Origin of the sequence: Enterobacter sp. ECC-175 (assembly GCF_043968675.1) — a bacterium.
Taxonomy (GTDB): domain Bacteria; phylum Pseudomonadota; class Gammaproteobacteria; order Enterobacterales; family Enterobacteriaceae; genus Enterobacter.
The window spans coordinates 2,337,628-2,359,744 of sequence record NZ_CP143776.1 but is presented as its reverse complement, the minus strand read 5'-3'; the positions used below and the strand labels follow the sequence as shown (position 1 = coordinate 2,359,744).

At 57.3% G+C, this 22,117-nt stretch carries 20 protein-coding genes; 4 read left to right on the top strand and 16 right to left on the bottom strand.

Features of this window, described 5'->3' with window-relative positions; genetic code table 11:
• Nucleotides 1–101: 101 nt before the first annotated feature.
• Complete coding sequence (gene mfd, locus V1599_RS11115) at nt 102–3,548, top strand: transcription-repair coupling factor (protein ID WP_395300026.1); 3,447 nt, start codon at nt 102–104, stop codon at nt 3,546–3,548.
• 147 nt (nt 3,549–3,695) lie between these two features.
• Entirely contained in the window at nt 3,696–4,661 is a 966-nt protein-coding gene (locus V1599_RS11110) for a L,D-transpeptidase family protein (protein WP_395300025.1), read from the top strand.
• A gap of 74 nt (nt 4,662–4,735) precedes the next feature.
• Here V1599_RS11110 and bhsA read toward each other — a convergent pair whose 3' ends face one another.
• Nucleotides 4,736–4,993, bottom strand: coding sequence for a multiple stress resistance protein BhsA (gene bhsA, locus V1599_RS11105; protein WP_297117967.1), 258 nt, complete (start codon nt 4,991–4,993; stop codon nt 4,736–4,738).
• A 245-nt stretch (nt 4,994–5,238) separates the two neighbouring features.
• Between bhsA and comR the strand changes: the two genes are divergently transcribed.
• A complete protein-coding gene (gene comR / locus V1599_RS11100) occupies nt 5,239–5,874 on the top strand; it encodes a TetR family copper-responsive transcriptional repressor ComR (RefSeq protein WP_112009368.1) in 636 nt (211 codons plus the stop codon).
• Nucleotides 5,875–5,946: 72 nt separating this feature from the next.
• Here the strand turns inward: comR and V1599_RS11095 are convergent, their stop codons facing one another.
• The 8 genes from V1599_RS11095 to hinT form a co-directional block, all read right to left on the bottom strand.
• The gene (locus V1599_RS11095; RefSeq protein ID WP_112009367.1) at nt 5,947–6,486 is read right to left on the bottom strand and encodes a glycine zipper 2TM domain-containing protein; all 540 of its coding nucleotides are present in this window, start codon (nt 6,484–6,486) and stop codon (nt 5,947–5,949) included.
• A 182-nt stretch (nt 6,487–6,668) separates the two neighbouring features.
• Nucleotides 6,669–7,973, bottom strand: a complete 1,305-nt coding sequence (locus tag V1599_RS11090; RefSeq protein WP_297117973.1) for an NAD(P)/FAD-dependent oxidoreductase — start codon at nt 7,971–7,973, stop codon at nt 6,669–6,671.
• 236 nt (nt 7,974–8,209) lie between these two features.
• A complete protein-coding gene (ycfP, locus tag V1599_RS11085; protein ID WP_112009365.1) occupies nt 8,210–8,752 on the bottom strand; it encodes an alpha/beta hydrolase YcfP in 543 nt (180 codons plus the stop codon).
• 33 nt (nt 8,753–8,785) lie between these two features.
• Complete coding sequence (gene nagZ, locus V1599_RS11080) at nt 8,786–9,811, bottom strand: beta-N-acetylhexosaminidase (protein WP_395301571.1); 1,026 nt, start codon at nt 9,809–9,811, stop codon at nt 8,786–8,788.
• An 11-nt stretch (nt 9,812–9,822) separates the two neighbouring features.
• A complete protein-coding gene (gene thiK / locus V1599_RS11075; protein WP_395300024.1) occupies nt 9,823–10,647 on the bottom strand; it encodes a thiamine kinase in 825 nt (274 codons plus the stop codon).
• Nucleotides 10,628–11,269 (bottom strand): penicillin-binding protein activator LpoB, encoded by a 642-nt coding sequence (lpoB, locus tag V1599_RS11070; RefSeq protein WP_112009363.1) that lies wholly within the window; start codon nt 11,267–11,269, stop codon nt 10,628–10,630. The genes thiK and lpoB overlap by 20 nt, the downstream gene beginning before the upstream one ends.
• A 10-nt stretch (nt 11,270–11,279) precedes the next feature.
• Nucleotides 11,280–11,654, bottom strand: a complete 375-nt coding sequence (locus V1599_RS11065) for a YcfL family protein (protein WP_112009362.1) — start codon at nt 11,652–11,654, stop codon at nt 11,280–11,282.
• Between the two features lies 1 nt (nt 11,655).
• Nucleotides 11,656–12,015 carry a purine nucleoside phosphoramidase gene (hinT, locus tag V1599_RS11060; protein ID WP_006809243.1) on the bottom strand — a complete coding sequence of 120 codons (360 nt, stop codon included), beginning with the start codon at nt 12,013–12,015 and terminating at the stop codon, nt 11,656–11,658.
• A gap of 352 nt (nt 12,016–12,367) precedes the next feature.
• Between hinT and fhuE the strand changes: the two genes are divergently transcribed.
• Nucleotides 12,368–14,584 carry a ferric-rhodotorulic acid/ferric-coprogen receptor FhuE gene (gene fhuE, locus V1599_RS11055; protein ID WP_395300023.1) on the top strand — a complete coding sequence of 739 codons (2,217 nt, stop codon included), beginning with the start codon at nt 12,368–12,370 and terminating at the stop codon, nt 14,582–14,584.
• A 109-nt stretch (nt 14,585–14,693) separates the two neighbouring features.
• Here fhuE and ptsG read toward each other — a convergent pair whose 3' ends face one another.
• The 7 genes from ptsG to fabF all read right to left on the bottom strand — a co-directional run bounded on the left by ptsG (nt 14,694) and on the right by fabF (nt 22,058).
• Complete coding sequence (ptsG, locus tag V1599_RS11050) at nt 14,694–16,127, bottom strand: PTS glucose transporter subunit IIBC (protein ID WP_112009360.1); 1,434 nt, start codon at nt 16,125–16,127, stop codon at nt 14,694–14,696.
• A 297-nt stretch (nt 16,128–16,424) separates the two neighbouring features.
• Nucleotides 16,425–17,219: a metal-dependent hydrolase gene (locus V1599_RS11045; protein ID WP_112009359.1), complete on the bottom strand. Its 795-nt coding sequence runs from the start codon at nt 17,217–17,219 to the stop codon at nt 16,425–16,427.
• A gap of 10 nt (nt 17,220–17,229) precedes the next feature.
• Nucleotides 17,230–18,234 (bottom strand): DNA polymerase III subunit delta', encoded by a 1,005-nt coding sequence (gene holB, locus V1599_RS11040; RefSeq protein WP_112009358.1) that lies wholly within the window; start codon nt 18,232–18,234, stop codon nt 17,230–17,232.
• Nucleotides 18,231–18,872 (bottom strand): dTMP kinase, encoded by a 642-nt coding sequence (tmk, locus tag V1599_RS11035; RefSeq protein WP_112009357.1) that lies wholly within the window; start codon nt 18,870–18,872, stop codon nt 18,231–18,233. Before tmk ends, holB begins: the two co-directional genes overlap by 4 nt.
• Entirely contained in the window at nt 18,862–19,884 is a 1,023-nt protein-coding gene (gene yceG / locus V1599_RS11030) for a cell division protein YceG (RefSeq protein WP_395300022.1), read from the bottom strand. Before yceG ends, tmk begins: the two co-directional genes overlap by 11 nt.
• Before the next feature lie 2 nt (nt 19,885–19,886).
• Nucleotides 19,887–20,696, bottom strand: coding sequence for an aminodeoxychorismate lyase (gene pabC / locus V1599_RS11025; RefSeq protein WP_395300021.1), 810 nt, complete (start codon nt 20,694–20,696; stop codon nt 19,887–19,889).
• A gap of 120 nt (nt 20,697–20,816) precedes the next feature.
• The gene (gene fabF, locus V1599_RS11020) at nt 20,817–22,058 is read right to left on the bottom strand and encodes a beta-ketoacyl-ACP synthase II (protein WP_112009354.1); all 1,242 of its coding nucleotides are present in this window, start codon (nt 22,056–22,058) and stop codon (nt 20,817–20,819) included.
• Nucleotides 22,059–22,117 lie beyond the last annotated feature (59 nt).

Sequence of the window (22,117 nt, the reverse complement as noted above, 5' to 3'; positions counted from 1 at the left end):
ACGGTTTGCTAATGTAAAACGATCGAGGATAATAAAGACATTGCGTATCAGTGATATGCCCCAATACTGTAGGTATATCCATAAGAGACTCTGATAAAGACATGCCTGAACACTATCGTTATTCCTTGCCCGTCAAAGCGGGCGATCAGCGCCAGCTCGGTGAACTTACGGGTGCCGCCTGCGCCACGCTGGTGGCTGAAATTGCGGAACGACACCCCGGCCCGGTCGTTCTGGTTGCCCCGGATATGCAAAACGCCCTGCGCCTGCATGACGAAATCCGCCAGTTCACCGACAGCCTGGTGTTCAGCCTCGCCGACTGGGAAACGCTGCCGTACGACAGCTTCTCGCCGCATCAGGAAATCATCTCCTCACGCCTGTCGACCCTGTACCAGCTGCCGACGATGCAGCGCGGCGTATTGATTGTGCCGGTCAACACGCTGATGCAGCGGGTTTGTCCGCACAGCTATCTGCACGGCCATGCGCTGGTGATGAAAAAGGGCCAGCGCCTGTCCCGCGACGCCCTGCGCGCGCAGCTCGACAGCGCCGGATATCGCCACGTCGATCAGGTGATGGAGCACGGCGAATACGCCACGCGCGGCGCGCTGCTTGACCTCTATCCGATGGGCAGCGACCAGCCTTACCGCCTGGACTTCTTCGATGACGAAATCGACAGCCTGCGCGTCTTCGACGCCGATACCCAGCGCACGCTCGATGAGGTCGACTCCATCAACCTGCTGCCCGCACACGAGTTTCCAACCGACAAAACCGCCATCGAGCTGTTCCGCAGCCAGTGGCGCGACAGGTTCGACGTCAAGCGCGACGCCGAGCATATCTACCAGCAGGTGAGCAAAGGCACGCTGCCTGCCGGAATCGAATACTGGCAACCCCTGTTCTTCAATGAGCCCCTGCCGCCGCTGTTCAGTTACTTCCCGGCGAACACGCTGATTGTGAACACCGGCGATATCGACGCCAGCGCCAGCCGCTTTGAGAGCGAGACGCGCGCGCGCTTTGAAAACCGCGGCGTCGACCCGATGCGCCCGCTTCTGCCGCCGGAAGCGCTCTGGCTGCGCACCGACGAACTTAATTCCGAGCTCAAGCGCTGGCCGCGCATGCAGCTCAAAACCGACGTTCTGGCGGACAAAGCGGCGAACACCAATCTGGGCTTCCAGACGCTGCCGGATCTCTCCGTGCAGGCGCAGCAGAAATCACCGCTGGATAACCTGCGCAAATTTCTCGAGTCCTTCACCGGGCCGGTGGTGTTCTCGGTTGAGAGCGAAGGCCGCCGCGAGGCCCTTGGCGAGCTGCTGGGTCGGATTAAAGTTTTACCCAAACGCATCCATCGCCTGAGCGAAGCCAGCGGAAACGGGCGCTTCCTGATGATCGGCGCCGCCGAGCATGGCTTTATCGATACCCTGAACAACCTGGCGCTGATTTGCGAAAGCGACCTCCTCGGGGAGCGCGTGGCGCGCCGTCGTCAGGACAGCCGCCGCACCATCAACCCGGATACGCTGATCCGCAACCTGGCGGAGCTGCACCCCGGCCAGCCGATTGTTCACCTCGAACACGGCGTGGGGCGCTATCAGGGAATGACGACGCTGGAGGCCGGCGGCATTAAGGGCGAATACCTGATGCTGACCTATGCCAACGACGCAAAGCTGTACGTGCCGGTGTCGTCCCTGCACCTGATTAGCCGCTACGCGGGCGGCGCGGAGGACAATGCCCCGCTGCACAAGCTGGGCGGAGACGCCTGGGCGCGCGCGCGTCAGAAGGCGGCGGAAAAGGTCCGCGACGTGGCCGCCGAACTGCTGGACATCTACGCCCAGCGCGCGGCCAAAGAGGGATTCGCCTTTAAGCATGAAAAGGAACAGTATCAGCTGTTCTGCGACAGCTTCCCGTTCGAAACCACGCCGGATCAGGCTCAGGCGATCAACGCCGTGCTGAGCGACATGTGCCAGCCGCTGGCGATGGACAGGCTGGTTTGCGGCGACGTGGGCTTCGGCAAAACCGAAGTGGCGATGCGCGCCGCCTTCCTTGCGGTCGAGAACAACAAGCAGGTGGCGGTGCTGGTGCCGACCACCCTGCTTGCCCAGCAGCACTTTGACAACTTCCGCGACCGCTTCGCCAACTGGCCGGTGCGCATCGAGATGCTGTCGCGTTTTCGCAGCGCCAAAGAGCAAACGCAGATTCTGGAGCAGGCCAGCGAGGGCAAGATCGACATTCTGATCGGCACCCACAAGCTGCTGCAAAGCGACGTGAAGTGGAAGGATTTAGGCCTGCTCATCGTCGATGAAGAACATCGCTTCGGGGTTCGCCACAAGGAGCGCATTAAGGCGATGCGCGCCGACGTCGACATTCTGACCCTGACCGCCACGCCGATCCCGCGCACGCTGAATATGGCGATGAGCGGCATGCGCGACCTGTCGATTATCGCCACCCCGCCCGCGCGCCGTCTGGCGGTGAAAACCTTCGTCCGCGAGTACGATAACCTGGTGGTGCGCGAGGCGATCCTCCGCGAAGTCCTGCGCGGCGGCCAGGTCTACTACCTCTATAACGACGTGGAAAATATCCAGAAAGCGGCGGACCGGCTGGCCGAGCTGGTGCCAGAAGCGCGCGTGGCGATCGGCCACGGGCAGATGCGCGAGCGCGAGCTTGAGCGGGTGATGAACGACTTCCACCACCAGCGCTTTAACGTGCTGGTGTGTACGACCATCATTGAGACCGGGATCGACATCCCCACCGCCAACACCATCATCATCGAGCGCGCGGACCACTTCGGCCTCGCGCAGCTTCACCAGCTGCGCGGGCGCGTCGGGCGTTCGCACCATCAGGCCTACGCCTGGCTGCTGACGCCGCATCCGAAAGCGATGACCACCGACGCGCAAAAGCGTCTGGAAGCCATCGCCTCGCTGGAAGACCTGGGCGCAGGCTTTGCGCTGGCGACTCACGACCTGGAGATCCGCGGTGCCGGCGAGCTGCTGGGTGAAGACCAGAGCGGCTCGATGGAAACCATCGGCTTCTCGCTGTACATGGAGCTGCTGGAGAACGCGGTTGACGCGCTGAAGGAAGGCCGCGAGCCGTCGCTGGAGGATCTCACCAGCCAGCAGACCGAAGTCGAGCTGCGCATGCCGTCCCTGCTGCCGGACGATTTTATTCCAGACGTGAATACGCGCCTCTCCTTCTATAAGCGGATCGCCAGCGCGAAAAGCGAAGGCGAGCTGGAGGAGATCAAGGTGGAGCTGATCGACCGCTTTGGCCTGCTCCCCGATCCGGCGCGCAACCTGCTGGATATCGCCCGACTTCGCCAGCAGGCGCAGAAGCTGGGCATCCGCAAGCTGGAAGGCAACGAAAAAGGCGGCGTAATTGAGTTCGCCGAGAAAAACCACGTCAACCCGGCGTGGCTTATCGGCCTTCTGCAAAAGCAGCCGCAGCACTTCCGCCTTGATGGCCCGACGCGCCTGAAGTTTACGCAGGAGCTGGCTGAACGTAAAACCCGCATGGACTGGGTGCGCGACTTTATGCGCCAGCTGGAAGAGAACGCGATCGCGTAATCACCCCTCCCCCCGCGAGCGCAGGCTGGCGGGGGAACTCTTTACAACTCTTTGCAATCCTCCTGGATTTCCCGACACACTCATTCGCCATAATTATCATTAACTCGTTATATAACAATAACCTTACTATATACATGGATTATGGTGATGATAACCTCTACGCGTTTTACCCGCTGGGTCACCCTCTTTGCGCTGGCCGCCGCGGTTGCCGTTGCGCTTCCGGCAAGCGCAAACACCTGGCCACTCCCGCCCGCTGGCAGCAGCGTCGTCGGGCAAAACCGCTTTCACGTGGTGGAAAATAACGGTGGCTCCCTTGAGGCGATCGCCAAAAAGTACAACGTCGGCTTTCTCGCCCTGCTGCAGGCCAACCCGGGCGTGGACCCTTACGTTCCGCGCGCGGGAAGCGTGCTGACCATTCCGCTTCAGACCATCTTGCCGGATGCGCCGCGCGAGGGGCTGGTGATTAACCTTGCGGAGCTGCGCCTCTACTACTATCCGCCGGGCAAGAATGAGGTCACCGTCTACCCTATCGGGATCGGTCAGCTTGGCGGCGATACGCTGACGCCAACAATGGTAACGACGGTATCGGACAAGCGGGCAAACCCGACGTGGACGCCAACTGCCAATATCCGCGCGCGCTATAAGGCTCAGGGAATAGACCTGCCTGCCGTGGTGCCTGCCGGTCCTGACAACCCGATGGGCCACCATGCGATCCGCCTGGCGGCCTACGGCGGCGTGTATCTGCTGCACGGAACGAACGCCGACTTTGGCATCGGCATGCGCGTCAGCTCCGGCTGTATTCGGCTGCGCGATGACGATATTAAAACGCTCTACGAGGTGATTACGCCGGGCACGAAGGTCAACATCATCAATACGCCGATTAAGGTTTCAGAGGAGCCGGGCGGCGTGAGGCTGGTCGAGGTACACCAGCCTTTATCGAAGAATATTAATGACGATCCGCAGACGCTGCCGATTAACCTTAACGCCGCGATGGTGACCTTTAAAACGAATGCGAAAACGAATAGCGATGTGATGCAGCGCGTAATGGAGGCGCGCTCCGGGATGCCGGTTGACGTGACGCGGCATCACCTAACAAACGAACAGGCGATGTAAGACGCAACGAAAAACGCCCTGCAAATGCAGGGCGTTTTTTTATAGCAGTGGCATAAATGAGGGTTTAGCCAGGCTTATTTGTAGATGACGGCAGTCCCGTGGAGGGTGTTAGGACCGGTCACAGAGGTAATGCGGAAAGATTTTGCGCCCATAGCGTCAGCCTTTTGCGCCAGCTGATCTTCCAGCGAGCCCAGGTTAGTCCCGGCTGTTGCGGAGATGGTGCCCACTTTTTGCTGGTCAGCCGGAGAAGATTGCACTTCAACAGCCGCGAAGCTGGCGAAAGAGAGTGAGCTAAGGACGGCAGCGGCGATGAGGGTTTTTACGTTTTTCATGATTTTTGACCTTTATGCAGATGAATTTGATGTCGCAAGCTAATTACTTAACGATCGATAGGTAAATGATAGATGTGATCCAGGTCACACGTCAACTCATTTTTGTAATGTCCGTTAAACTAAATTTAAACCCCTTAAAATTCATATTCATAGGACAAATATATTTTTAATAAATCTGCACTGGTCGTAGCCGGATATACTTTTTATAATGGTTGTTCAACAAATCAATTGAGGACCTACGGCCTATGACAACCGACGTTACGAGTTGCGCAAAAAAAAGCCGTGGCCGACCGAAAGTGTTCGACAGGGATGCGGCGCTCGATAAGGCCATGACGCTTTTCTGGCAGCATGGGTATGAAGCAACCTCGCTTTCCGATCTGGTGGAAGCCACCGGAGCCAAAGCGCCGACGCTGTATGCGGAATTTACGAATAAAGAGGGGCTGTTCAGGGCGGTACTGGACAGATACATCTCGCGCTTTGCGGCGAAGCATGAAGCGCAGCTTTTCTGCGAGGAGAAAACGGTAGAGGCGGCGCTGCAGGACTATTTCACCGCCGTCGCCACCTGTTTTACCAGCAAGGATACGCCCGCGGGCTGCTTTATGATCAACACCTCCGCTACGCTAGCCGCCTCGTCGAAAGAGATCGCGAATACCGTGAAATCCCGGCACGCCATGCAGGAAGAGACGCTGAGCACCTTCCTGACGCAGCGCCAGCAGCGGGGAGAGATCCCGTCGCACTGCCAGCCGCAGATGCTGGCGCAGTACCTGAACTGCATTTTGCAGGGAATGTCTATTAGCGCGCGCGAAGGGGCAAGCCTGGAAAAACTTCAGAGCATCACCACGACCACGATGCGCCTGTGGCCTGAGCTGCTCAAAGCCTGATCCCGTTTCTTGAGTCAAAAAAAAGCTCCTCAGCCTGAGCGCGTGAGGAGCTAAATTCAGATAACCACATTTTTAGGCTTTGTTGTTCAGCACCAGCTGACCGTTGCCATCAAGCGGGATTTGCGCGCCTGGGTCTTTATCCATGCGGATCTTACCCTGCTGATCGCCGATTTTGTAGGTCACATCGTAGCCCAGCATTTTTTCCGACCTGTCGTAAACGGTTTTGCAGCGCTGCTGGGTCGTGGTGTAGGTGTCATTATCCTGCATTGCGCCCTGCACCTGGTTACCGGCATAGCCGCCGCCCAGCGCACCGACCACCGTCGCCACGTCTTTTCCGCGACCGCCGCCGAACTGATGCCCAATCACCCCGCCCGCTACGGCCCCCAGAACGGAACCGGCAATGCGGTTTTCATCCTGAACCGGGCGACGGTGCGTAACGGCAACGTTGCGGCACTCCTGGCGAGGCGTCTTAACGGTTTCTTTAATCGGGGTGGCGGAAACCACCTGCGCATACTGCGGGCCACGTTCAAAAACGTTGAGACTGGCAACGGCTGCCACACCTAACGCGGCCGCGACGCCAATCCCTATACCCGCCAACATTGATTTATTCACGGGAAGTCCTCCTTTGTTTCTATTGGTAACAATTCTGCTCTTTAGAAGAGGCGTCGCCAATAAGATAAAGGATCAAAAAACCAGGGATATAGCGCGTTTAGGAGAACTCTTAAGCACGTAATGGGGGATATGCAGCACGATCGGCTAAAACTCCCTCCGGGTTGACCGGAGGGAGAGAGCGATCAGTGGAGCTTGAGGCGAGGACGGATCACGCGGTTGATTCTGCCCACCAGCATCATCAGGCCGGTTTTAAAGTAGCCGTGCAGCGCAATCTGGTGCATACGGTACAGGGAGATATAGACGAAGCGCGCGATGCGTCCTTCCACCATCATCGAACCGCGCATCAGGTTACCCATCAGGCTTCCCACGGTGGAGAAGTTAGAGAGAGAAACCAGCGAGCCGTGGTCTTTATAAACATACGACTTCATCGGCTTGCCCTTCATTTGCGCCAGGATGTTGTGAAGCACCAGGCTTGCCATCTGGTGCGCCGCCTGGGCGCGCGGCGGCACGAACCCGCCTTCCGGGCGCGCGCAGGATGCGCAGTCGCCAATGGCGTAGATATCCGGATCGCGCGTGGTTTGCAGCGTTGGTTCGGTGACGAGCTGGTTGATGCGGTTGGTCTCAAGCCCGCCGATATCCTTCATAAAGTCAGGCGCCTTGATGCCTGCCGCCCACACCATCAGGTCGGCCTGGATATACTCGCCCTCTTTAGTGTGCAGACCGCCTTCATCGGCGCTGGTCACCATGGTTTGGGTCAGCACGCGCACGCCCAGCTTGGTCAGCTCGCTGTGTGCCGCACCTGAAATACGCGGCGGCAGCGCAGGCAGGATACGTTCACCCGCCTCGACGAGGGTCACGTTCAGCGCATCGTTGGTTAGGCCTTTGTAGCCATAGCTGTGCAGCTGTTTAACCGCGTTGTGCAGCTCAGCAGAGAGCTCAACGCCCGTCGCCCCGCCGCCGACAATCGCGATATTAACCTTGCCGTTGGCACCCATGTTATTAGTGTATTTCAGGAACAGGTTAAGCATTTCCTGATGGAAACGGCGCGCCTGGTGCGGGTTATCGAGGAAGATGCAGTGATCTTTCACGCCCGGCGTATTGAAGTCGTTTGAGGTACTGCCCAGCGCCATCACCAGCGTGTCGTACGCCAGCTTGCGCTCGGGCACCAGCAGCTCGCCCTTTTCGTCACGCAGCTCCGCGAGGGTAATGGTTTTACTCTCGCGGTTGATATCCATTACGGAACCCAGCTGGAACTGGAAGTGATGATTGCGCGCATGCGCCAGATAGCTCAGCGCGTCAACGCCCTCATCCAGCGAACCGGTTGCCACTTCGTGCAGCAACGGTTTCCACAGGTGGCTGTGGTTACGGTCGACCAGCGTAATTTTCGCTTTTTTACCGCGCCCCAGCTTTTTGCCAAGCTGAGTAGCCAGCTCTAACCCGCCAGCACCACCGCCTACAATCACTATTTTTTTCAATGGCGTAGTCAACGTGACCCCCTCAAAATATTAACCAATTGTTAATTAAAAGTTATAAAAATAACCCTTAATTAACAACAGGTTACAGCACTGAAACCATTCAGGTGAATTGAGAATAACACGTCAGGCGCATTGGTCATACCAAAATTGATGTGCATCAAGTTTTGATGGCTTAAAAGTAGACAAGTCTGAGATAAAAGAAAGCCCGACACGCTTTCGCGGCCGGGCTTAAGGAGATGCAGGGCCTGTCACCCCAGCGTTTTGAAGGCTTTTATGCGCTGCAGATGCGGGGAGATATTCTTGAACTTGTGGGTCTGCTCTTCATCCCAGACGATCTCGTAGAAATGATGCAGCAGCTCCGCCGAACGCTGGCTGTCCAGCGCCTCATCGCTGCGCGAGAGCACCACCAGGCAACGGTCGCGGTTCTTCTCGCGGAAATTGCTCACGCACTTGGTGGCGATATCCGCATACTCTTCCGGGCGATCAATCTTGCCTTCCATGTTCTCATGCGGGAACAGGTTAGGATTGAAGATGACCTGGCGGATATCGCATAAAAAACCGATGCGCTCGGCCCAGTATCCGCCCAGACCGACGCCGCAAATCAGCGGGCGATCGTCGACGTTAAGCTGCAGCATCTTGTCGACTTCCTTAAGTAAATGCTGCATATCATGCTTCGGATGGCGCGTGCTGTAGCTTATCAGGCGAACGTCCGGGTCGATAAACTGCAGCTGCAGCACCTTTTCGTGATTACCTGGGCTGTTTGAGTCAAAACCGTGTAAATAGATGATCATTCTCTTCTCACCACGTTAGGCCTTCGGGGAGGGTTACAGGCCGGCTTTATGGGCCTGCCAGCGCTCGTTCAGCGCCTCAAGTTGTGCATTCACCGTCTTCCAGCGCGCTGAGTCCATCAGCTCCTGACGGCTAAATGAACCTTTATGATACAATTGTGTAACACGTTCAGCATTGATCGGCGACAGGTTATCCAGCACGCTAACGGCACCCTTACGATTATTGCAGACCAGGATCATATCGCAACCTGCATCCAGCGACGCCTGCCCGCGCTCCGCGTAGCTCCCCATAATCGCCGCGCCTTCCATCGACAGGTCATCGGAGAAAATGACGCCGTTAAAACCCAGCTCCTGACGCAGCACGGTTTTCAGCCAGTGCGGAGAGCCGCTGGCCGGGCGCGGGTCAACGTCGCTATAGATAACGTGCGCGGGCATGATGGCGTCCAGCTTGTTGTCGGTAATCAGCGAACGGAAGACGGACATATCATGCGCGCGGATTTCCGCTTCAGGGCGCGGATCGCACGGGGTTTCTTTGTGAGAATCCGCCGTGACGGCGCCGTGCCCCGGGAAATGCTTGCCGGTGGTTTTCATGCCCGCATCGTGCATACCGTCGATGAAACGGGTCGCCATTTCCAGCGCAATACGCGGGTCTTCATGATACGAGCGCTCGCCAATGGCGCCGCTGATATGCCCGACGTCCAGCACCGGCGCGAAGCTAATGTCGATGTCCATGGCGATCATTTCGCTTGCCATCAGCCAGCCAGCCTCCTGCGCCAGCCTGCCGCCCTCTTCCGTACCCAATAGCGCGGCAAAAGACTGCGCCGCAGGCAAATGCGTGAAACCTTCGCGAAAACGCTGCACGCGCCCGCCCTCCTGATCGACCGCGACCACCAGACGATGACGCGACGCGGCGCGGATCTGGCGCACCAGCTCGCGCAGCTGCTCAGGGTCGTGATAGTTGCGGGTAAACAGAATCAGCCCGCCCACCAGCGGGTGCGCCAGTATTTCGCGCTCTTCCGCATCCAGCTCAAACCCTTCGACATTCAACATGACCGGACCCACACGCACCTCTCTTATCCTTTCGTTTGTAACTGACGCCAGACGTCATCGGCCAGCGCAATAAAGTGTTTATCGTTTGTTTTGTGATAGCGAAGCTCAAACCAGCCCGCCATCAGCATCAGGACCCACGGTTGCCAGCGTTTGACCTGGCGCACCAGCAGGCGTTCGTTTAGCCGTGCCGTTTGCCCATAGGCGGCGATCAGCGCCCGCCGCTCGGCGTCATCTGTCGTCCATACCGCGGCGAGTTCCAGAGCCACGTCACCGTCTCCGGCGTATTCCCAGTCGATGAGCCGCTCACCTGCACAGGTATGCACAATATTCCCCGCGTGAACGTCCATGTGCAGCGGCGCAAGACGCAGCGGGCGCGGCTCACCGGCTTTTCGCAATCGTCGGAGCTGAGCAAGCCAGAACGGCGTGCGCCTTTCGGGCGATGATTGCTGCCAGTATTGTTCGAGCAGCGGCAGCAGCGCGATGCGCCAGCCCAGCCGTTTCTGACGGTGCAGATGATACAGCAAGGAGGCAAGCCGCGGGGGGGTTGGTAGCGCGCTTTTGATCTCGCCCGCAAGATAGTCCACCGCCATCCAGCCTTCAGCGTAAAAATGCGGCTTGGGAACAATGTCTGCGGGGAGACGCTGCAGGGCGCGCAGCTGACGGCGAAAATGGGACGCCGGGGCGGAGTCATCGTGATGCTGGCGCAGCACCAGCCGACGATTTCCCAGCTCAATAATGCAGCTCGCGCCGCCAAGCCCGGAATGGGCCTGCGGCGCGATGAGGCGATGCTCGGGAAAGTAGCGCGTCAGGATCTCTGCGCGCGTAGGGTTATTGTTGCGAAACCGCACCTTTACCTGACCAGATAATCTCGCCCGTCTGCACCAGCATCAGCTGCATTTGCAGCGCTGGCGTGTTGACGTTGCCGGTAGCATTTGAATAGAGCACATACTGCGCGCCAACGTTGCGGGCAATGCCGATTGCTTTGCTGCGCGAGCCGAGGCTGTCCTGCGGCGACAGGCCAAGCTGCTGCTTCGCAACGGCCAGCTGCTGGGAAGAGACCAGCGTAAACTTGCCGTTATTGGCCAGCGCGTTGCGCAGCGTTTCGGTCGCTTCGCCCGCGTTCAGTGAACCGTTGGTGCGGTTATTCACGCTATCGACCAGCAGCACGCCTCCTGGCGTAACGCCTTCGGCCTGAAGCATTTTGCCGACCATCGGCTGCATGGCGCCATTCCAGTCGTAGTGGCGAACGCGCGGCGTCGGCTGTGCGTCCGGGTGCTCAATCGGACCCGGCTGCGCCGGGATCGTCGGCACGGAAGGCACCGTCGGAACCGGTTCAGTCGGCTGCGTCGGTTGTTCAGTGCCTGGCTTCGCTTCTTCAACAGGTGCAGGCTGCTCGGTTCGGGTCACACACCCGGCCAGAAAAAGAGCAAATGCCGTCACGAGCGCATAGCGGCTCACATTTTTAATCAAGGTTCACCCCTTAGAGATAAAGATAAAGTCTCACCTTATGCGCACCCAGATAGCTGGCGCTGCCGTAAAGTGTCACCGACGATCTTGCCGGAATAGTGATGCTTCGCGGCGCTTCCAGCGGGTGCATTTCAAGACCTCTAACGTCATACCAGTAGAAACGGTAATGGACCGTTACCGGCTCGTGTCTTTCATTAAAGAGCGTAGAGGAAGCAGAAGACTGGATTTCACTTAAGGTGAGCGAAGGTTCTCCTGCCGTAATGCCAGCGGCTAGCACGGAGGACTCCATCACCAGCGTCTGTTCGTCGCTGACCGGTATCGCCGGACGCGAACTGCATCCCGCGAGAACGAGCGTCAATATCAGCGCAGCACTACACCCTTTCAACATGTCAAAGACCTTTATGCGCCAGCATCGGTCCCAGCGGGCGGCCGCCAAGCAGATGCATGTGAATATGATAAACTTCCTGACCACCGTGGCGATTGCAGTTCATGATCAGACGATAGCCGTCTTCAGCAATCCCTTCCTGCTCTGCAATTTTCGCCGCTACCGTCAGCATACGGCCTAAAGCGACTTCATGCTCGGTTTTTACGTCATTTACGGTAGGAATCAGAATATTAGGAATGATGAGGATGTGCGTCGGCGCCTGAGGAGAAATATCCCGGAAAGCCGTGACCAGCTCATCCTGATAGACGATATCAGACGGGATTTCGCGGCGAATAATTTTACTAAAAATCGTTTCTTCAGCCATGACCTTTTCCTTTTTTGTTTAAGCTGGCGTAGCGCGTTCCTCGCGATACAGATTGTCCCTGCGATCGCGCGGCGCGATAGAAGAGTATGAGCGACTTTCTCCTGTCCTTTCAACCTTATCCCGTGATTTCTTTCCTTATCTCCTTCCCGCTGGCTGGATAGTGACCTGCCGGGCGGCTAAACCCGCTGAAACATTATTTCAGTTACATCCGAAACATCTGTTTACAGCGCTAATCTCAATGCGTATATTTCGCATTTGCATTTTCATGCGCATTTTCAACATAGAAAACGACGGCAGCCCGTCTCCTCGGGACTGACGCACACCACGCTCTCCATTCATTAAGGGTTTGATGATGTCTTTCATTAATCTTACCAGGGATGGGCAACGCCAGCCTGCCGCAACGCCTTCGTTGCTGGCCGCCTGCATTGCTATGGCATTGACGCCAACCGTAAGTTTCGCCGCCGCAGAGACGGAAGATACCCTCGTCGTTGACGGTGGTTTTGACAACGCACAGGAACCGCCTGCCGATCAAGATCGGGACTATAGCGTAAAAACCACCACCACCGGGACCAAGCTGCTCCTCGTACCGCGCGATATTCCGCAGTCCGTTAGCGTCATCAGCCAGCAGCGTATGCAGGATCAGGCGCTTAATACCATCGGCCAGGTGCTGGATAACACCACCGGGGTGAGCGCTTCCCGCATCGATACCAGCCGCACGAATTTCTACGCGCGCGGTTTCTTTATCAGCAACTTCGCCTACGAAGACATGCCGACCTTCCTCGACAACCGCTGGAATTTCGGGGATACCGCAGGCGATACGGCGATCTTCGACAAGATAGAGGTGGTCCGCGGCGCGGCAGGGTTGATGAGCGGGACGGGGAATCCTTCCGCTTACGTCAACATGGTGCGCAAGCATGCGGACAGTAAAGCATTTAAGGGCTCGGTCTCTGCCACCTACGGCAGCTGGGACAAGCAGCGCTACGTGCTCGATCTTCAGGCTCCGCTTACCGAGTCCGGCAAGGTGCGCGGACGCGTGATTACGGGCTATGAGGACAGAGATTCCTGGGTTGAGCGAAACCACTACCGTAAAAAGTTCGTCTACGGCGTGGTTGATGCGGATTTGACCGACTCAACCACGCTCTCCCTCGGTTACGATTATCAGGAAAGCGAGGAAGACAGCCCGACCTGGGGCGGTTTCCCTTCCCTTTTCAGCGACGGCAGCAAAACGCACTTCCGCCGCGGGTTTAATACCGCCGCCGACTGGACCTATTCGAATCAGGATTCCACCAAAGTCTTTGCGAATCTGACACAGCGGTTCGACAACGGCTGGGAAGCAAAGGTGAACGCCATGCATGCGGAAACCAACTTCGACAGCAAGCTGATGTACATCGACGGCTATCCGGACAAGACGACCGGCCTGTACGATGCCGCCAGCTTCCAGGGCGCGTGGGGCGGCTGGAACAGAGGCCAGCGCAAACAGGACTCCGTAGATGCGTTTGTTCGCGGTGGCTACGATCTTCTGGGGCGTCAGCACGAGCTGATGCTGGGCGGCAGCTACAGCCGTCAGCGCAACAACTATGATAATTCCTACCCGGTCAACGATAATTACGGCCTGATGGACGTAGGCAGTATTTATGATTACACCGGAAAACTGGCCGATCCAACGTGGTCTGATTTTGCGCTTTACCAGCGCGACGTGATTCGTCAGAAGTCAGTCTACGCCGCCACGCGCCTCTCCCTGGCCGACCCGCTTCACCTGATTCTGGGCGCGCGCTACACCGAGTGGAGCGCCAAATACAATCTGGAGCGTAAGCCCGACGAAATCCGCAACGCGAAGTTTGATGACGTTACGCCTTACGCCGGGCTGATTTACGATATCGACGATACGTGGTCGGTATACGCGAGCTATACCTCGATTTTCCAGCCTTCCGGCCAGCGCGATATCAACAGCAAGTTTATCGATCCAACGACCGGGAAAAGCTACGAGGCCGGCGTGAAGGGCGACTGGTTTAACACCCGCCTGACCGCCAGCCTGTCGGTCTTCCGCATTGAGCAGGATAACGTCGCGGTGAACACCGGTATGACGATTCCTGGCTCCGGCGGACAAAGCGCCTATAAGTCAATAGACGGAACCGTGAGCAAAGGCGTGGAGTTTGAGCTGAACGGCGCGTTAACCGACAACTGGCAGCTGACCTTCGGCGGCAGCCGCTACGTTGCGGAAGATGAGGACGGCAACGCGGTGAACCCGCAGCAGCCTCGCACAACGCTGAAGCTGTTTACCCGCTACCAGCTGCCGATGCTGCCTGAGGTCACGGTTGGCGGCGGCGCGCGCTGGCAGAATAAAACCTGGTATGATTTTGAAACGCCGGGCCCTGACGGCATTAGCCACATCACGCAAAACGGTTATACCGTCGTCGATCTGTTTACCCGCTATCAGGTCACCAAAAACTTTGCGGTACAGAGCAACCTGAATAACGTCTTCGACAAAGAGTACTACGATTACCTGGGCACGTACGGTGTCTACGGCGCACCGCGTAACTTCTCGGTAAGCGGAAGCTACAGTTTCTAAGATTCTGTGTGCGAAAAAGGGAGCCATTAGGCTCCCTTTTTTATGTCCTCTAAACACCAGGCGTAAAAAAGGCAGCCATTCGGCTGCCTTAGTCTCCCCACATCACAACTTAGCTGTTGCGGATGTACTCATCCATTTCGGTTTTCAGGTTATCGGACTTAGTCCCGAAGATAGCCTGAACGCCTGAACCAGCAACAACCACGCCTGCCGCACCGAGTTTCTTCAGACCAGGCTGATCGACTTTGGCAACGTCTGCAACGCTCACACGCAGACGTGTGATACATGCATCCAGGTTGGTGATGTTTTCTTTACCGCCAAACGCGGCAACCAGAGCCGGAGCCATTTCGCTGGTCGCGGTCGCTTTGGCGTCTTCTGACGCATCTTCACGACCCGGAGTTTTCAGATCCAGCGCTTTGATCAGCACGCGGAAGATGGTGTAGTAGACGATCGCGTAGCAAATACCCACGATTGGGAACAGCCACAGCTTGCTGCTGTTACCGGACAGAACGATAAAGTCGATCAGGCCGTGGGAGAAGGACGTACCGTCACGCATACCCAGCAGAATACAGATTGGGAATGCCAGACCAGCCAGAATGGCATGGATAACGTACAGGATCGGCGCAACGAACATGAAGGAGAACTCGATCGGCTCGGTGATACCGGTCAGGAACGAGGTCAGCGCTGCGGAGATCATGATACCGCCCACTTTTGCACGGTTCTCTGGTTTAGCAGAGTGCCAGATTGCAATCGCAGCGGCTGGCAGGCCGTACATTTTGAACAGGAAGCCACCGGACAGTTTGCCCGCAGTTGGGTCGCCTGCCATATAGCGTGGGATATCACCGTGGAACACCTGACCTGCTGCGTTGGTGTACTCACCAATCTGCATCTGGAATGGAACGTTCCAGATATGGTGCAGGCCGAACGGCACCAGGCAGCGCTCGATGAAGCCGTAGATACCGAACGCGACAACCGGGTTCTGGTAAGCAGCCCACTGAGAGAAGGTCTGGATAGCAGTACCGATTGGTGGCCAGATGAAGGACAGGATCACGCCAGTGAAGATAGCCGCCAGACCAGAGATGATCGGTACGAAACGCTTGCCCGCGAAGAAGCCCAGATACTCAGGCAGCTTGATGCGATAGAAGCGGTTAAACATATAGGCGGCAATCGCACCGGAGATGATACCGCCGAGAACACCGGTATCTGCCAGGTGTTTCGCTGCGATCTCTTCAGCCGGTAAATGCAGAACCAGCGGCGCAACCACAGCCATGGTTTTCACCATGATGCCGTAAGCCACAACGGCGGCCAGAGCAGATACACCGTCGTTATTGGTGAAGCCCAGAGCAACACCGATAGCGAAGATCAGCGGCATGTTAGCAAAAACAGAACCGCCTGCTTCGGCCATCACGTGGGAAACTACGGCTGGCAGCCAGCTGAAGTTAGCAGAACCGACACCCAGCAGGATACCTGCGATAGGCAGTACGGATACTGGCAGCATCAGCGATTTACCGACCTTTTGCAGGTTAGCAAATGCATTCTTAAACATAATTGAGAGTGCTCCTGAGTATTTGTGCTTTTTTTACGCTTTCACGCATTGGCCCGGGGGGAGTACCGCGCCGTGGACAGGACATCTAAGCGCCCTTTATTTATTACACAGAGTAAAATAATTCACGCCATGTTTGTTTGACGGCTATCACGTTTCAGTTTGAGATGGTCGAAAAACTTTCAGTTATTTACAAAAAGCATGTCGGGATGTGTCTAAAAACACCCTCACCGCCCCAAATGAGGCGGTGAACTTTACTCGCTTTGCGGATTAATTACGAGCCTAAAAAAAACAGTTCTATCAGACAGATTGCAGGCGGGCGGGGTCGATATGGAACAGATTTGCGAAGTTTTCGGTTGTGGTGCGCGCCAGTTCTTCCACGCTTACGCCCTTCAGAACGGCCATGTACTCTGCCACGTCTCTCGTCATGGCCGGCTGATTCTCTTTACCGCGATGCGGCACAGGTGCCAGATAAGGAGAATCCGTCTCCACCAGGATACGATCGAGCGGTACATAGCGTGCGGCATCACGCAGCTGTTCAGCATTCCGGAACGTCACAATCCCCGAAAAAGAGATATAAAACCCCAAATCAAGCAGCTTACCCGCCGTTTCTCTGTCTTCTGTGAAACAGTGTAGTACGCCACCGCAATCCGTCACCTTTTCTTCCTCAAGGATTGCCAGCGTATCGGCGCGCGCATCGCGGGTGTGAACGATAACCGGCTTATTCAGCTCGCGGCCAATGCGGATATGGTTACGGAAAGACGCCTGCTGAAGGGGTTTAGTTTCCGGCGTGTAAAAATAGTCCAGGCCGGTCTCCCCCATCGCCACGACGCCCTCCTCTGCCGCCAGGCGGCGCAGCTCGTCCACGTCATACGTTTCGTCCTGATTGAGCGGATGCACGCCGCAGGAGAAGACCACGTTATCGCGAACGCCCACCAGCTCGCGCATGGTGCGATAGCCCGGCAGCGTCGTGGCTACGGCCAGGCAAAACTTCACGTCGCGGGCGGCAGCTTTCGCCAGCACGTCGTCCACGTCCTTATGCAGGGATTGATAATCCAGGCCATCGAGATGGCAGTGTGAGTCGACTAAAAACATAATGTCTCTCTCAAAGATGGAATGCAGGCGGAATAACGCCTGGTTGCAGGTAATGTTCGATTTGCAGTAACCGGTCGGTTAATAAAAGCTCGCGATTAAGGCCCGTTACGGTTAAAAGCTGCTCGCGGCTTTGGCACACCTCATGAAGGATAGCGCGCAGCGTGGCGCCCGGCAGGTGGTTCGCCAGGGTGCTCAGCAGCGGCCAAACGTCGATATTGGTCAATAGCGTGGCGCCCTGCTGGATTTTCAGCGCATCCAGCATCAGGGAAGCCAGCCAGTGAAGATGCTCCGCAGCCTGTTCGCCGTTGAGCGCCGACAGCAGGCTCAGCCAGTCGCGAGTTTCAATCGCCGACTGTACCGCCTGGCACAGGGCTTCGCGCTGAGACCAGCGCTCGGGCTGGAGGATGGCGAGCGCCGCGGCGGGCGCACCGCTGCACAGGCGCAGCGCGGAAAGCGCCGCATCCTGTGACACTGTCACCTCTCTCTGCAGCCAGCCTAACGCCCATGCTTCCTGCGGCGCAGCAAGGTGGTGGAGGCGGCAGCGGCTGCGTAAAGTGGCCAGTAAACGACCGGGTTCGCGGCAAGACAGGAAGAACCACGTTTTTTCCGGCGGCTCTTCCAGGGTTTTAAGCAGCGCATTCGCCGCCGCTTCGGTAAGCTGCGCGGCGTCTTTCAGCCAAACAACTTTTGCCCCGCCGAGGCGCGCGTGCTCATAGAGCTTTTCGCTGACCTCGCGCACCGCATCGATGCCGAGCGTGTTTTTCCCCTTCTCAGGCTCAAGCGTATAGTAATCGGGATGAGTTCCCGCCTGCATGAGCTGGCAGCCGCGGCATTTGCCGCAGCTTTTGTGCCCTTCCGGCTGCTGACACATCAAAAAACGGGTGATGGCGTAAATCAGCGCATCGTCGCCCATCCCCGGCAGGGCCTGAATCAGTAACGCATGATGCCCCCGTCCAGCCTGGTAGCTGTTGATCAGCTGTTCAAAGTGCGGGCGCAGCCAGGGATACCATTTCATGCCCGTTGCTCCTCGAACCACTGGCGAACCGTTTTCTGAATGGCGAGAGTGACCGCGTCCAGCGGCTGGGTCGCATCAATGGTGCGAATGGAGGCGTCCCGTTCAGCGAGCTCAAGATAGCGCGCGCGGGTGCGGTTAAAGAAGTCGTACGACTCCTGTTCAATTCGGTCCAGCTCGCCGCGCGCGCGCGCGCGCTTGAGGCCCACTTCCGGCGTAACGTCCAGATAGAGCGTCAGGTCGGGACGGAAATCCCCTAAAACCGCATCGCGCAGCGTTGCCAGCAAGGTCTGGTCGATGCCGCGCCCGCCGCCCTGATAAGCCTGGGTCGACAGATCGTGACGGTCGCCAATCACCCATTTGCCTTCCGCCAGCGCGGGCTTGATCACCGTTTCAACCAGCTGCACGCGCGCGGCGTAAAACATCAGCACTTCCGCTTTGTCATCAATCACCTCGTCGCCGACGGATTTAATATCCAGCACCAGGCTGCGCAGCTTTTCAGCCAGCTGCGTGCCGCCCGGCTCGCGGGTAAACGTCATATCTGCGACGCCAAGCGCGCTGAGCGTGTCGACAACCACATTGCGGGCAGTGGTTTTACCCGCCCCTTCGAGTCCCTCAATGACAATGTATTTACTGCGCATTTTTTTCCTTAAGTGCCTTCAGATAGTCCTGAACAGAGCGATTGTGGCCCGCAAGATTGGTATTAAACGTGTGCCCACCCTTGCCGTCGGCGACAAAATAGAGATACGGCGTTTTGGCCGGATGCGCGGCGGCGCGCAGTGACGCTTCGCTCGGCGTCGCAATCGGGCCCGGCGGTAAGCCAGCGATGACGTAGGTATTATATGCGGTTGGCGTCTCCAGATCTTTTCTGGATATTTTTCCGGTATAGCGATCCCCCATTCCGTAAATTACGGTTGGGTCGGTTTGCAGCCGCATACCAATGCGTAGCCGGTTGATAAACACCGAGGCGACCTGATCCCGCTCCGACGCGACGGCGGTCTCTTTTTCAATTATCGATGCCATCGTAACGAACTGGTTTTGATCTTTATACGGCAGCCCCTCGGCACGCCCTTCCCACGCAGAGGTGATTGCCGCCACCATCTTGTTGTGCGCGCGCTTCAGAATTGCCGCGTCGGTCGTACCCGCGGTATACATCCAGGTATCCGGCCAGAACCAGCCCTCTACCCACTCAGGGTGCTCGAATTTCAGCACCTCGGCCACCGTCTGGTAGTCGTCATCTTTGAGGGTATGCTTAATGTAAGGCGCCTCGCGCAGCTGTTTCAGGTAGTCGCTTAAGCGCATGCCTTCCACAAAGCGCAGCGGGAACTGCGCCTCTTTACCGCTCTCCAGCAGCTGCAGCATCTCTCTGACGGTCATGCCCGGCGTAAAACGATAGGTGCCCGCCTTAAAGTGGGACAGCTCGGGCTCAACGCGCAGCAGCCACTGGAGGACGCGCGGGCGGTTAATAATTTTGTCGCGATACAGCTGCTCGCCCAGCGCCATGCGCCCGGTGCCTGCTTTCAGCGTAAACAGGGTCTCTTCTTTGATCAGGATCTTACTGTTCGCCATCTGACGAACCTTCCAGACTCCCGCTCCGCCAGCAATACCCAGCGCGACAATAAGGAGGAGGACAAAGCGCAACATTTTCTTCATGACTATCGGATTTGCTCACATATCGGGGCTAAAAACTGAAACAGCTCGCGCGATGACCAGCGCTGCTGGCCGTATGCGCGAACGGGAACAACGGGCATCAGCGCGTTACATACCACAACCTCATCGGCCGTCCGCAACGCCTCTTCCCCTGCGCTAACTTCGACAACGCGAAAGTCTGAGCGTGCCAGCTGCTGCAAACAAAACTGGCGCATAATGCCGTTCACCCCGGCCTGTTTCAGCGAAGGCGTGAACACATCACGCCCCTTCCGCCAGAGTAAATTAGCCGCACAGCATTCCGTAATGAACCCTTCGCTGTCAAGAACCAGCGCCTCATCGGCGTCCGTCCGTTCAAGATGAGTACGAATTAGCACCTGTTCAAGCCGGTTAAGATGTTTAATTCCGGCAAGCATCGGATTACGCCCCAGCCGCACCGGGCTGAGCGTCAGCGTTACGCCCTCTTCGCGCCAGCGCGCGTAGTGATCTGGATACGCGGATACCGTCAGTATTCGCGTAGGATGTTCGCAGCTGGCACCGCTGTAGCCGCGACCACCGCTGCCGCGGCTGACGATCGTTTTGAGCACGCCGCGGCGGTTCCCGGACGCAAGCTGGCGCATTTCACGCCGCAGCGTGTCCCATTGCGTAAAGGGGATCAGCAGGGTTTCACAGGCAAGCTGCAGGCGATGTATATGTGCGTCGAGCAGGCATACGCTGCCGTCCAGAATGCGCGCCGTGGTAAAGCAGCCATCACCAAACTGAGTCGCCCTGTCGCCCGCAGGCAGCGAATCTTGCTCGAGGCCATTGATTAAAAACATGGTGGCTCCTTATGCGTGGGGGATCAGTCTGGCAGGATATTGCGCACCGGACAAGAAGATCGGGCTTAATAAAAAAGGCCCGACAAGCGGACCTTTTTGATAGCCATAGGGCAGTCAGGCTCAGATCTTTTTGAAGATCAGTGAACCGTTTGTACCGCCGAAGCCGAAGGAGTTACAAAGGGTGTATTCCATTCCGCTCACCTGACGCGCTTCATGTGGAACGAAGTCCAAATCGCAACCTTCATCCGGGTTATCCAGGTTGATGGTTGGCGGTACGGCCTGATCGCGCAGCGCAAGGATCGAGTAGATAGACTCAACCGCACCTGCGGCACCCAACAGGTGACCGGTCATGGATTTCGTGGAGCTGACCATTACGCTGCGGGCAGATTCGCCGAAGATAGACTTCACAGCCTGCGCTTCTGCTTTATCGCCTGCCGGCGTCGACGTGCCGTGCGCGTTGACGTAGCCAATCTGTGCAGGCGTGATGCCGGCATCGCGAATCGCGTTTTCCATCGCCAGCGCAGCACCCGCGCCGTTTTCTGGAGGTGACGTCATGTGGTAAGCATCGCTACTCATACCAAAGCCAACGACCTCAGCATACATTTTCGCGCCGCGCTTTTTCGCGTGTTCATACTCTTCCAGCACGAGCATGCCCGCACCGTCGCCGAGCACGAAACCGTCACGATCTTTATCCCACGGACGGCTCGCCGCCTGAGGGTTATCGTTCCGGGTAGACAGCGCACGCGCTGCGCCAAAGCCGCCCACGCCAAGCGGGGTACTGGCTTTTTCTGCGCCGCCCGCAACCATCGCATCAGCATCACCGTACGCAATCATGCGCGCGGCCTGGCCGATATTGTGCACGCCGGACGTACAGGCGGTAGCGATAGAAATGCTTGGACCACGCAGGCCAAACATGATGGTCAGGTGACCTGCCACCATGTTAACAATCGTGGACGGAACGAAGAACGGGCTGATTTTACGCGGGCCACCATTCATCAGAGACGTATGGTTTTCCTCGATCAGGCCAAGACCGCCAATCCCGGAGCCGATAGCGGCGCCAATACGGGTTGCGTTCTCTTCCGTAATTTCAAGGCCAGAATCCTGCATGGCCTGAACGCCAGCGACAATTCCATATTGAATGAAGGCATCCATCTTGCGCTGCTCTTTGCGCGAGATAATCTCTTCACAGTTAAAATCCTTTACTAAGCCAGCAAATTTCGTTGCATAGGCGCTAGTATCGAAATGGTCGATTAGGCTGATGCCGCTCTGACCGGCAAGGAGAGCTTTCCAGGTGGACTCTACGGTATTGCCGACAGGAGACAACATGCCAAGTCCGGTCACAACTACACGACGCTTAGACACGTTTGTCCTCCAGGGAGGGATAAAAAAAAGAGATTCGTGGGACTAAAAAAGATAAAACT

Coding starts and splice junctions, on each gene's coding strand:
- fhuE (WP_395300023.1), top strand. CDS start 12,368: ATGTCTTTCATTAATCTTACCAGGGATGGGCAACGCCAGCCTGCCGCA.
- V1599_RS11110 (WP_395300025.1), top strand. CDS start 3,696: ATGATAACCTCTACGCGTTTTACCCGCTGGGTCACCCTCTTTGCGCTG.
- mfd (WP_395300026.1), top strand. CDS start 102: ATGCCTGAACACTATCGTTATTCCTTGCCCGTCAAAGCGGGCGATCAG.
- comR (WP_112009368.1), top strand. CDS start 5,239: ATGACAACCGACGTTACGAGTTGCGCAAAAAAAAGCCGTGGCCGACCG.
- yceG (WP_395300022.1), bottom strand. CDS start 19,884: ATGAAGAAAATGTTGCGCTTTGTCCTCCTCCTTATTGTCGCGCTGGGT.
- tmk (WP_112009357.1), bottom strand. CDS start 18,872: ATGCGCAGTAAATACATTGTCATTGAGGGACTCGAAGGGGCGGGTAAA.
- ptsG (WP_112009360.1), bottom strand. CDS start 16,127: ATGTTTAAGAATGCATTTGCTAACCTGCAAAAGGTCGGTAAATCGCTG.
- pabC (WP_395300021.1), bottom strand. CDS start 20,696: ATGTTTTTAATCAATGGCCTCGAGCAAGATTCGCTGCCTGCGGGCGAC.
- bhsA (WP_297117967.1), bottom strand. CDS start 4,993: ATGAAAAACGTAAAAACCCTCATCGCCGCTGCCGTCCTTAGCTCACTC.
- ycfP (WP_112009365.1), bottom strand. CDS start 8,752: ATGATCATCTATTTACACGGTTTTGACTCAAACAGCCCAGGTAATCAC.
- V1599_RS11065 (WP_112009362.1), bottom strand. CDS start 11,654: ATGTTGAAAGGGTGTAGTGCTGCGCTGATATTGACGCTCGTTCTCGCG.
- holB (WP_112009358.1), bottom strand. CDS start 18,234: ATGAAATGGTATCCCTGGCTGCGCCCGCACTTTGAACAGCTGATCAAC.
- V1599_RS11045 (WP_112009359.1), bottom strand. CDS start 17,219: ATGTTTTTAGTCGACTCACACTGCCATCTCGATGGCCTGGATTATCAA.
- hinT (WP_006809243.1), bottom strand. CDS start 12,015: ATGGCTGAAGAAACGATTTTTAGTAAAATTATTCGCCGCGAAATCCCG.